The organism is Mesorhizobium sp. L103C119B0 (assembly GCF_000502235.1).
Taxonomy (GTDB): Bacteria; Pseudomonadota; Alphaproteobacteria; order Rhizobiales; family Rhizobiaceae; genus Mesorhizobium.
On the sequence record NZ_AYXE01000009.1, the window covers coordinates 178,608 to 190,091 of the forward strand.

9 protein-coding genes are annotated in these 11,484 nt (G+C 62.9%); 2 read left to right on the forward strand and 7 right to left on the reverse strand.

Going from position 1 to position 11,484, the window contains the following annotated elements:
- Window positions 1–114: 114 nt before the first annotated feature.
- Window positions 115–1,941: an alanine racemase gene (locus X728_RS149080; protein WP_023699528.1), complete on the forward strand. Its 1,827-nt coding sequence runs from the start codon at window positions 115–117 to the stop codon at window positions 1,939–1,941.
- Here X728_RS149080 and X728_RS149075 read toward each other — a convergent pair.
- From X728_RS149075 to X728_RS149045, 7 genes are all read right to left on the reverse strand, one after another.
- The gene (locus X728_RS149075) at window positions 1,910–3,316 is read right to left on the reverse strand and encodes an FGGY-family carbohydrate kinase (RefSeq protein WP_023831985.1); all 1,407 of its coding nucleotides are present in this window, start codon (window positions 3,314–3,316) and stop codon (window positions 1,910–1,912) included. The genes X728_RS149080 and X728_RS149075 overlap by 32 nt on opposite strands.
- Entirely contained in the window at window positions 3,313–3,630 is a 318-nt protein-coding gene (rhaM, locus tag X728_RS149070) for an L-rhamnose mutarotase (protein ID WP_023715347.1), read from the reverse strand. Before rhaM ends, X728_RS149075 begins: the two co-directional genes overlap by 4 nt.
- A complete protein-coding gene (locus X728_RS149065; RefSeq protein WP_023831986.1) occupies window positions 3,630–4,625 on the reverse strand; it encodes an ABC transporter permease in 996 nt (331 codons plus the stop codon). Before X728_RS149065 ends, rhaM begins: the two co-directional genes overlap by 1 nt.
- Window positions 4,622–5,599: an ABC transporter permease gene (locus X728_RS149060; RefSeq protein ID WP_023730988.1), complete on the reverse strand. Its 978-nt coding sequence runs from the start codon at window positions 5,597–5,599 to the stop codon at window positions 4,622–4,624. The genes X728_RS149065 and X728_RS149060 overlap by 4 nt, the downstream gene beginning before the upstream one ends.
- On the reverse strand, window positions 5,596–7,137 hold the full coding sequence (locus X728_RS149055; RefSeq protein WP_023730989.1) for a sugar ABC transporter ATP-binding protein: 1,542 nt from the start codon (window positions 7,135–7,137) through the stop codon (window positions 5,596–5,598). Before X728_RS149055 ends, X728_RS149060 begins: the two co-directional genes overlap by 4 nt.
- A gap of 84 nt (window positions 7,138–7,221) precedes the next feature.
- Window positions 7,222–8,217: a rhamnose ABC transporter substrate-binding protein gene (gene rhaS, locus X728_RS149050; RefSeq protein ID WP_023669661.1), complete on the reverse strand. Its 996-nt coding sequence runs from the start codon at window positions 8,215–8,217 to the stop codon at window positions 7,222–7,224.
- Window positions 8,218–8,265: 48 nt separating this feature from the next.
- Complete coding sequence (locus X728_RS149045; RefSeq protein ID WP_023669662.1) at window positions 8,266–9,069, reverse strand: DeoR/GlpR family DNA-binding transcription regulator; 804 nt, start codon at window positions 9,067–9,069, stop codon at window positions 8,266–8,268.
- A gap of 182 nt (window positions 9,070–9,251) precedes the next feature.
- Here X728_RS149045 and X728_RS149040 point away from each other — a divergent pair, with 182 nt between their 5' ends.
- On the forward strand, window positions 9,252–11,354 hold the full coding sequence (locus tag X728_RS149040) for a bifunctional rhamnulose-1-phosphate aldolase/short-chain dehydrogenase (protein ID WP_023831987.1): 2,103 nt from the start codon (window positions 9,252–9,254) through the stop codon (window positions 11,352–11,354).
- Window positions 11,355–11,484: the final 130 nt, after the last annotated feature.

Genomic DNA, 11,484 nt, shown 5'->3' on the forward strand with positions numbered 1-11,484 from the left:
CAATTGCTCTGGTTTCCAACATTGAGGCCGTCACTGCGCAAAGTTTGACAAATATCGTACGACGATCTGGAAGATGCATCTGGCTGACAGATTCTACAAACCCTGAGTGACGAAATGTCGGGACCGCAAGTCGCTATCGACCTTGGCCGCATCGAGCGCAACGCCCGCACCATCGTCGAGCGCTGCGCGCTGTCCGGCATCAAGGTGTTCGGAGTTACGAAGGGCACATGCGGCATGCCGCAAGTGGCGCGGGCCATGCTGCGCGGCGGTGTTGCCGGCATCGCGGAATCGCGCTTCGAAAACATCCGCCGGCTGCGCGACAGCGGCATCAATGCGCCGGTCATGCTGCTGCGCAGCCCGCCCATGGCGCGCGTAGAGGAGGTCGTGCGCACCGTCGACATCAGCCTGCAGTCGGAACTGACCACCATCCGCGAGATATCGCGCATTGCCGAGCGCATGGGCCGCGTCCACGATATCATGCTGATGATCGATCTCGGCGATCTCCGCGAAGGCATCTGGCCAAGCGACCTGATCCCCACCGTCGAGCAGATCCTACAATTCAAGGGCGTGCGCATCGCCGGCATCGGCACCAATCTCGGCTGCTTCGGCGCCATAATGCCGACGCCGGAGAACCTTGGCCAACTCGTCGCCCATGCCTACAAAACCGAGCGCCTGTCCGGCAAAAGCCTCGACTTCATTTCCGGCGGCGCCTCGTCATCGCTGACGCTGCTGCTCGAAGGCAAGCTGCCGCCCGGCATCAACAATCTGCGCGTGGGCGAGGCGATCCTGCAAGGCGGTGTCGAAACCTTTCGCGACGTGCCGTGGCCCGAACTCGAACCCGATGCCTGCCGGCTGACCAGCGACATCATCGAGGTCAAACTCAAGCCTTCGCGGCCGATCGGCACATCCGGCTACGACGCCTTCGGCAACCAGCCGGTCTTCGCCGACGAGGGCGACCGGCTGCGCGCCATCGCCAATATAGGCCGCGAGGACGTGCTGGTCGAAGGGCTGACGCCGATCGCCAAGGGGGTGAGGGTGCTCGGCGCTTCCAGCGACCATCTGCTGCTCGATGTGCAGGATGCCGATCCGCGACCTACCGTCGGCGACCGTGTCGCCTTCCGAATGAATTATGGCGCCATGCTTCTGGCGATGACCTCGGAATATGTCGAGAAGGCGCCGATGCACGACGTCGCGGATTTCTCCGGCCGCAAGATGGTGTCGATCTCGGCCGAACCGGAAGCCGGCGGGATTATCGCCCGCGAGGGAACCGGCGCGCGTCTGGAGGCAATGAATTTCGACGTGGTCGAACTCGCCGACGTCGAGCGGCCGCCCTCGGGCCTCGTCCGTCTCGCCGCCGGCGCAGATCGCCGTATCGCCCACAAGGCGCTGACCGCAACGGCGCGGGCGACGCATTCCTTTGGCCTGATCTGGATCGATTCCCTCGCCGCCCTGATGCCCGAGGACGAGGAGGCCGAAGACATGCCTGAAGTCTCGGTGCTGGCCCGCGCGCTCGGTCTCGATCACAAGCCCGGCGCGCTGCAGCCGCAGCTGTCGCCGGAAAATGTCGTCATCGTGGGCCTGCGCCATGCCGATCCGGCGGAGGCAAGGGTGCTCAAGGATTCGCGTGTCTCGGCCTTCACCATGACCGACATCGACGCCATGGGCATGCGCGACCTCATGCATGAGGCGATCCGCATCGCGACGTCGGGCACGCAGGGCTTTCACGTCAGCTATTCGCCGACGGCGACCGAATTTACCGGCTGGGCTGCGGGCTCGGGCGGGCTGACGGTGCGCGAGACGCATCAGGCAATGGAGGCGATCTCGCTGTCCGGCGGTCTGCTGTCGATGGATGTTTCCGGGCTGACCGCCGGTCTGGAGCCGCGGATCGGCGCCGACGCCGTCAACTTCGTCATGTCGGCCTTTGGGAAGCGGATTTTGTGATCAGCCTTGCGCGTCGACTGCCGCGCCACGCGGTGACATAGGCCGCCCAGACCGGGTCGGTCTGCGGCTCAATTCTTTCGCCCTTGCCGTGCGTCACTGGCTGATCGGATGCGAGCAGTGCCGCGCCGATGCTGGTGCCGGTGGCCGCCTCGGAGGCGATGACGATGCGCGCGGTCGCTGCCGCCAGCATGCCGACAAAGAGCCGGTTGCGAGCAAACGGTCCTTCCACGGTGGTCGGGCCGTCGGCGCCGATCAGCTCGAGGCAGGTCGCCGTCATCAGTGCCAGATAGAAGGAAATGGCGGCGAACCGCTCGCCTTTGCTGATGCCCTCGGCACCAAGCCATGCCGCGGCATGGTGCGGGAACGGTCCTGATCCCTGCTGGGTAGAAGGCAAAAGCAGCATCTTTTTTGTCAGAACGGCCAGCACCTCGCTGCCGCTGCAGTCCTGCGGCTTGTCCTTGGTCAGCTGGGAAAACTCGCGGCCACCCATGAACCGCGCCGAGGGGACGGGAGCGCCAAGCGCGCTGACATTGACCAGCGTGTCGCGCGCAGCATCGAGCGCAATCTCTCTGCCGCCGACCGCCATCGATACCACCCAGGTGCCGGTCGAGACGACCGAGAAGGGCGGCTCGTCGGACAGAAGATGCGGCAATAGGGAGGCGTTGGAATCGTGCAGGCCACAGAATACCGGCGTCTGCGGATCGAGCCCGGTGCGCGCGGCAAGCGCCGGCAGGATCGGGCCGAGCTGGTCCCTGGCCGGCCGCACCGATGCCATCAGCCTGCGCCAATCCAGCCTGTCGACCATCGAGGAAAAGTCCGCCTCCCAAGGGCTCCACAGATCGGTGTGGCAGCCGAGCGAGGTCACCTCGTTGGCGGCAACGCCGGTCAGGCGCAGCGCCCAGTATTGCGGATACATCAGCATCGCGGCGGCCCTGGCGAATTCGGTGGGAAAACGCTTCTCAAGCCAGAAGAATTGCGCACCGAGATTGAGGCCGAGCGGCAGGCGCGGCGTCCCAGTCTCAATGAAGGGCGGACGGATCGCACTATACTCTGTAGCCAGCCTGTCGGGGCCGTCGAACTCATAGTCGAGGACAGGCAGCACCAGTTCGCCCGCTGCGTCGACCAGCACGCCGGTCGCACCATGCGTGGTGATCGAAATCGCTTCGATACGCTGTTCGCGGTTGAGGCTGGCAAGGCTGTTGAGGATGAACGTCCACAGCGCCTCGACATCGTGATGCGGGTAGGGCGCTTGCCGCAGCGGCGCGTTCGCCATGCGGCGCAACCCCACTTCGCTCAACGTGACGAGATCGACCAGCGCGACCTTGGCGTTGGTCTTGCCGATGTCGATGACGGCGATATGGCGCAGCCCACTCATGCCAAATGGAACATTGTTTCCAGGGGGATGGCCACCGGTTGGTTGTCCGGCCTGGTCTCCATGATGTCGGCCATGTGCGCCCACCAGCGCTGCATCACCGGGTGCTTCGGCAGGTCGGCCATGCCATGGTCGTCGCGCCGCCACAGCACGCCGAACAGGATGTTGGTGTCTTCATCGAGATGGATCGAATAATCGGCGACGCCGGCCTCTCTCAGCAGCGCCACCAGCGACGGCCAGATCTCATCGTGGCGCTTTTTGTACTCGGCTTTCATGCCGGGTTTGAGCTGCATCTTGAAGGCGTATTTCTCAGGCATCAGCCGTTACCACGCAGCCGCCGCCAGACGATCGGCAGCGCGATGACGACGATCAAGAGCAGGCCGATGAAGATCGACATGACGATGCCGGGCACGTTGAGCAGGCCGAGGCCGAAGGTCACCAGCCCCATGATAAAGGCGGCGAGCACGACGCCAACAATGCTGCCGGAGCCGCCCAGAATGCTGACGCCGCCCAGCACCACCATGGTGATGACCTCAAGCTCATAGCCCTGCGCGATCGACGGCCGCGTCGAGCCGAGCCGCGAGGTGATCAGCACCGAGGCCATGCCGGCCATCAGCCCGGTCAGGCAAAACAGGATGAATTTGATGCGGCCGACACGAACGCCGGAAAACTGTGCCGCGACCGGATTGTTGCCGATGGCAAAGACACGGCGGCCGAAGCTGGTGCGATGCAGCAGGAACCAGTAGGCGACGGCCGCGATGAGGAAGAGCACCAGTTCGAACGACACCACCCACCAGACATAGCCCTGGCCGAAGAAAGCAAAACTCTCGGGATAGCCCTTGTAGGCCTGGTCACCGAGGATGATGAAGGCAATGCCGCGAAACAGGCTCATCGTGCCGATGGTAACGACGATGGACGGCAGGCCGAGCCTCGTCACCAACAGGCCGTTGAAGGCGCCGCAACCGAGCCCGACGACGATGCCGATAGCCACCAGCACCGGCGTGTCGGCGCCGGCCTGTACCGCCATGCCCATCATGGTCGAGGCGAGCGCGATGATGGCGGCGACCGACAGGTCGATCTCGCCCGAAATGATCAGCAGCGCCATGGCGAAGGCGATCAGGCCTTTCTCGGTGAAATTGAAGGTCAGGTCCGACAGCGAATAGGCATCGAGGAAATAGGGCGATGCGAAGCTGTTGATGGCGAAGATGGCGACCGCCACGACGACCAGCAGCGCTTCCCAGGAAAAGATCGCCGAGGAGAGCGGCTTGTCGAGCCGGTCGGGAATGTGGCGCGGGGCGGGGGTGTCGGTCATGCCGCCTCCGCCTTCCTCAGAATGATCCGCCCCTGCTGACGTTCGCCACGCGCGTTGAGCACGACGGCCAGGATGATGGCGCTGCCTGAAATCGCCATCTGCCAGAAGGGCGAGATGTTGATGACGGGCAGCGCGTTGGAAATGATGCCGAGGAACAGCGCCCCTAACACCGCGCCCCCGACCGAGCCGATGCCGCCGGCAATCGAAATGCCGCCGATGACGCAGGCGGCGATGATGTTGAGTTCATAGCCGTTGGCGACCTCGACCGAGGCGATGACATAACGAGAAATCCAGAGATAACCGGCGAGCCCGCCGATCATGCCGGAAATGCAGAAGACGATGAATTTGGTTCGGCCGACATCGATGCCGGCATAGACCGACGCCGTCGGGTTGACGCCGATGGCATAGATCGAACGGCCAAGCGCGGTTCGCGTCATCACCACGAAGAACAGCGCGATGACCAGTATGGCGATCCAGGACAGAACCGGAATGCCCAGGAAAGCTGCGCGCTGGAAGCCGATGAACTCAGGACTCATCTTGTCGGCATTGACCCATGCGCCGCCGGACAGGACGAAGGTGGCGCCGCGATAGATGGTGAGCGTGCCCAATGTCACCACGATCGAAGGGATGTTCAGCCGCCACACCAGCAGGCCGTTGATGGCGCCGAGCACCAGTCCGACGGCCAGCGCAATGACGATCAGCAGCGGGATCGGGATCGCCGGATGCGCGGCGTTCAGCATCGCCACCACCATGCCGGTGAAGCACAGGTTGGAGGCCATCGACAGGTCGATCGAGCGGGTCAGGATGACGACCATCTGTCCCAGCGCCAGGATCATCAGGATCGAGGTGTCGTTGAACACCTGGGCGAGATTGCCGGGGTCGGCAAAGGCCGGGAAACGCGTCGAGATCACAGCAATCAAAACGACGATCGCCGCTGCCAGCCAGATCTCGCGGTATTTAAGGAGAGCCTTCATGCCGCGATCCCCGCTGCCGTCCGGACCAGCGTTTCGGCGTCCAGCCCCTTATTATCGTAGACCGCCGCAACCAGCCCTTCGCGCATGACGACGACGCGGTCGGACATGCCCAGAATCTCCGGCAGTTCCGACGACACCATGATCACCGACAGGCCCTGCGCGACGAGCTCCGCCATGAAGCCGTGCACGGCGGCCTTGGAGCCGATGTCGATGCCCTTGGTCGGCTCATCCAGGATGATCACCTTGGGCGCTGTCGCCAGCCATTTGGCGATGACGATCTTCTGTTGGTTGCCGCCCGACAGCGTGCCGACATCCTGGCTCAGCGACGAGGCGCGCAGGTCTAGCCGCTCGGTGTAGGAGCGGGCGAGCGCGAATTCGTCCGACAATCGCAGCAGGCCGGATTTGGAGGTGCGCTTGAGCGAGGGAAGCGAGACGTTTTGGAAGATCGGCAGGCCGATCACCACGCCCTGCTTGCCGCGCTCCTCCGGCACGTAGACGATGCCGGCTTCGATGGAATCCGCCGCCGATTTCGGCGTGATCACCTTGCCTTCCAGCGTGATCGTGCCGCCCGATATGCGGGTGATGCCTGAAATCGCCTGCATCACCTCTGACCGCCCGGCGCCGACCAGGCCATAGAAACCGAGGATCTCGCCCTCGTGCAGCTCGAAGCCGATATCGCTGAATTCGGTCGGGTGCGACAGGCCGGATACAGACAGCACCGGCGCGCCGATCTCGGCCTTGCGTTGCGGGAAGATGTGGTCGACCGAGCGGCCGACCATCATGCGCACGATCTGGCTCTGGCCGGCATCCTTTATAAGGCCCTCGCCAACCATCTCGCCGTCGCGGAACACGGTGTAGCGATCGGCGATCCGATAGATCTCGTCGAACTTGTGGCTGATGAACAGGATCGCCTTGCCTTCCTCCTTGAGGAATTCGATCAGCAGGAAAAGCTCCTCGATCTCCTTCATCGAAAGGGCTGCGGTCGGCTCATCCATGATGACGATCTGCGCATCGATCGACATCGCGCGAGCAACCGCTACCAGATGCTTGTTGGCGATGCCGAGGTCTTTCAGCCGCGCATCGGCGTTGATATGGCCGGCATGCATGGTGTCGAGCACTTCGCGCGCGTGTTTTCGCATGGTGCGCCAGTCGATGGTGCCTAGCCGCGTGCGCGGCGCATGGCCGAGAAAAATGTTTTCGGCGACGCTCAGATCGTCGAACAGCACGGTTTCCTGATGAATGGCGGTGACGCCGTGGCCGAAGGCGGCATGCGCGCTGGGCAGGGTGACGGCCTGGCCGTCAATGCTGATCGTGCCGGCGTCGGGCTGGTAGATGCCGGTCATGATCTTGACCAGCGTCGACTTGCCGGCACCGTTTTCACCGATCAGCGCCGTAACCTGGCCGGGGTAAAGCGACAGGCTGACATTGTGCAGCGCGCGCACGCCGGGAAAGCTTTTGGAGACGCCGGACAGCGTCAGGCGCGGGGCAGGACCCGTGGGCTCCTCCTTCGCAATGCCGTGCTGGGCTGTCGTGTCCATATCCGTATCAAGCCCTGAAACAAGGTCCGTTTAAAGTCGCGGCGGGATTTTGGTCCCGCCGCGCTTGGTCCGAGACGTCCGAGATCAATAGATCTTGGAGAACTTTTCGATGTTGGACTTGTCGAACTGGAAGGGCGGAGCCATCGCAGCCGAGTTGCTGTCATCGAGCGTGACCTTGCCGACGCGGCCGATCGACAGCGTTGCGCCCGGCTTTGCCTCTTCCTTCTTCACCGCCAGATCATGAGCGAGGTAGACGGCGGAGTAGCCGAGGTCGATCGGATTCCAGAGGGCAACCGCCTGGCTGGAACCGTTGTCGATGAACTTCTTGAACTCCGACGGCAGCGCCAGACCCGTGACATTGACCTTGCCGATCAGGTTCGCGTCGGTGACGACCTGGGCAGCGGCAACGACGCCGACGGTGGTCGGCGCGATGATCGCCTTGAGGTTCGGATAGGATTTCAGCAGGCCCTTGGCTTCGTCGGTGCTCTTGGCCGAATCGTCATCGCCGTAGACGGTGGCGACGAGTTTGATCTTGGGGAATTTCTCCGGCAGGATCTTCTTGGCCGCGTCGATCCAGGCGTTCTGGTTGGTCGCGGTCGACGAAGCCGACAGAATGGCGACTTCGCCGCCTTCCGGCAGATAGTCGGCGGCCAGCTTGATGATGGTCTCGCCGATCAGGCCGGTGTCGGACGGGTTGAGATGCAGCTGGCGGCCTTCCTTGGCGACGCCCGAATCCCACGAGATGACGGTGATGCCGCGCTCCATGGCCTTCTTCAGCACCGGCACCAGCGCGTCGGCGTCATTGGCCGAAATCGCAATGGCGTTGACCTTCTGCGCGATCAGCGAATTGACCACTTCGATCTGCGCTTCGGCGGTCGCCTTGGTCGGGCCGGTGTAGATGATGTCGACATCGCCGAGTTCCTTGGCCGCCTCTTCGGCGCCCTTATTGGCGGCGTCGAAGAAGCCGTTGCCGAGCGACTTCACCACCAGCGCGATCTTGACGTTCTCGGCATAGGCGGCATTCACGAACATGGCGGCCGAGAACGCGGCCGTCACCATCAATTTCTTCAGAAAGCTCATCGTATTTCCTCCCTTGAGCGTTGCATTCCATCGTCGCTGCGGTTGGCCTCAGGCCTGCAGCGAGGATTCTTCCTTTGCCGACTTGCGGGCGACGATCAGCGTCACACCCGCGGCCTCCAGCATGTTGGCTTCGCGATCCTCGATGCCGTCATCGGTGATGACGGTGGCGATGCGCTTGAGCCCGCACAGGATCAGGCTCGAGCGCTGGCGGAATTTCGATGAGTCGACCAGCACCACCAGTTCGTCGGCCTGGTCGATCAGTTTCTGCTCCGCCTGGATCAGCAGCGGGTCGCCTTCCATCAGGCCAAGCGGCCCGAGCCCTTGAGCGCCCATGAACATGCGGCGCGCGTAGAAATTACGCGTCACGTCATTGTCGAAGGGCGAGAGGATGATGTTCTGCTCGCGGTAGATGGTGCCGCCCGACAGCATGACGGTGTTCTTCGAATGCTTGAGCAGGTGCTCGGCGATGGGGAACGAATTGGTGAAGATCGGCATGCGGCGTCCGGTCAGGAAATGCACCATCTGGAAGGTGGTGGTGCCGCCATTGATGATGATCGGTTCGCCGTCCTTGCACAGCTCCACCGCTTCGCGCGCAATCGCGCGCTTCTGCGAAGCGTTAAGCGTTTCGTTGACGGAAAAGGGCCGGCCGGCGAGGCCGATGAACTGCGGTGGCGAGATCGCCTCGGCGCCGCCACGCACGCGACGCAGGCGCTTTTGCACATGAAGAGCCGCGATATCGCGCCGGATCGTCGCCTCGGAGGAGTCCGTCAGGTCGACCATCTCCTGCACCGTCACCACAGGCTTTTCCTGGACGGCGGACAGAATGATCCTGTGGCGCTCTTTTTCGTGCATGGTTCCTCCCTGCATGGTCATGAGGCACTAGAAAACCACCAGTGTCAATCATTTCCGCTCATATAATTTCATTGTGCAGTGCAATATGATCGATCTTGATCGTTTATGATTGACAACCGAGATGCTTGCGTAGACATTTCCGGCAAAATGGACCGCGCCTTTTGCGTCCAGGGAGGATAATCATGCTCGACAAGCGCTCCGGCTCGCGCCTTGCCAACCTTTGGGACGATGCTAAAGCCAAGGGGCTGAGCGAGCCTGAGCTTCTGGTCTATCGCTCCAACACGCTCGGCTCCGACAAGCGTGTCACCAATTATGGCGGCGGCAACACCTCGTCCAAGATCCGGCAGAAGGACCCGCTCTCCGGCGCCGAAGTCGAAGTGCTATGGGTCAAGGGCTCGGGCGGCGACAGCGCCTCGATCAAGCTGGACGGTTTCGCCACGCTTTACATGGACAAACTGCAGGCGCTGAAAGGCCTTTATCGCGGCGTCGCGCATGAGGACGAGATGGTGGGCTATCTTCCCCACTGCACCTTCAATCTCAACCCGCGCGCGGCCTCGATCGACACGCCGCTGCACGCCTATGTGCCGAAGCCGTTCGTCGATCACATGCATCCCGATGCCATTATCGCGATTGCCGCGGCCAAGGATTCCAAGGCGTTGACCAAGGAGATATTCGGTGACGCCATCGGCTGGCTGCCGTGGAAGCGGCCGGGCTTCGAACTTGGCCTCTGGCTGGAGAAATTCTGCGTCGAACACCCCGAGGCCAAGGGCGTCATCCTCGAAAGCCACGGCTTGTTCACCTGGGGCGACACACCCAAGGAGTGCTATGAGACGACGATCTCGGTCATCAACCAGGGGATCGAATGGTTCGAGCGCCGCTCCGAGGGTCTCGCCATCTTCGGCGGCGAAGTCGTCAAATCGCTAGACGCCGCTGAGCGCCGCGCCATCGCGGCGAGACTGATGCCGAGGATCCGCGGCCTGATTTCGGAGAAGAGCCACAAGCTCGGCCATTTCGACGATTCCGCCGCTGTGCTCGAATTCGTCAACTCCAGGGATTTGCGCCCGCTGGCGGCACTCGGTACCTCATGCCCGGATCATTTCCTGCGCACAAAAATCCGCCCGCTGGTTATCGAGTTCGACCCAGCGAAGCCCGACGTCGAAGCCGTGATTGCGCGCCTCGCCGACGATATTGCTGAGTACCGTGTCGGCTACCAGGCCTATTACGACAGCTGCAAGCATCCGGACTCGCCCCCGATCCGCGACCCCAATGCCGTGGTCTACCTGATGCCCGGCGTCGGCATGTTCACCTTCGCCGGCGACAAGGCCACCGCCCGCATCTCTGGCGAATTCTACGTCAACGCCATCAACGTCATGCGCGGAGCCTCGACCGTCTCGTCCTATGTCGGCCTGCCGGCGCAGGAGGCCTTCGACATCGAATACTGGCTGCTCGAGGATTTGAAGCTGCAGCGCATGCCGAAGCCGAAGTCGCTCGCCGGCCAAATCGCGCTGGTCACCGGCGGCGCCGGCGGCATCGGCCGCGCCACCGCCAGCCGGCTGCTGCGCGAAGGCGCCTGCGTGGTGCTGGCCGATATCGACGAGGCCGCACTTGCCAGCGCCAATGACGAACTGGCGAAAGCCTATGGCAAGGACTTCGTCCGGCCGGTGCTGATCAACGTCACCGCGGAGGAGCAGGTGATTTCCGGCTTCGCCCAGACAGCCGTCGAGTTCGGCGGCATTGATATTCTCGTCTCCAACGCAGGCCTCGCCTCCTCGGCGCCGATCGAGGAGACGACGCTGGCGCTGTGGAACAAGAACATGGACATATTGTCGACCGGCTATTTCCTGGTCTCGCGCGAAGCCTTCCGGCTGTTTCGCGCCCAGAAGATCGGCGGCAATGTCGTCTTCGTCGCCTCCAAGAACGGCCTTGCCGCGTCACCCAACGCCGCCGCCTATTGCACCGCCAAGGCGGCCGAAATCCATCTCGCCCGCTGCCTGGCGCTGGAAGGCGCGGAAGCCCAGATCCGCGTCAACGTCGTCAATCCGGACGCCGTGTTGCGCGGTTCGAAGATCTGGACCGGCGAGTGGAAGGAACAGCGCGCCGCCGCCTACAAGATGTCGACCGACGACCTCGAAGAGCACTACCGCTCGCGCTCGATGCTGAAGCGCTCGGTGCTTCCGGAAGACATTGCCGAAGCGATTTATTTCCTGGCGTCCGACATGTCGGCCAAATCCACCGGCAACATCATCAACGTCGACGCCGGCAACGCGCAGAGCTTTACGCGCTGAGTTAAGGGCGGAGCGCTTCTCTTCTCCCCGTCACTATACGGGGAGAAGGTGGCCCTGTCCGAACCGGATAGATAGGTAACAGAATGGACCGATAGCATGGGTGACAGTTTTCTTGTCCGCCGGAGGACCG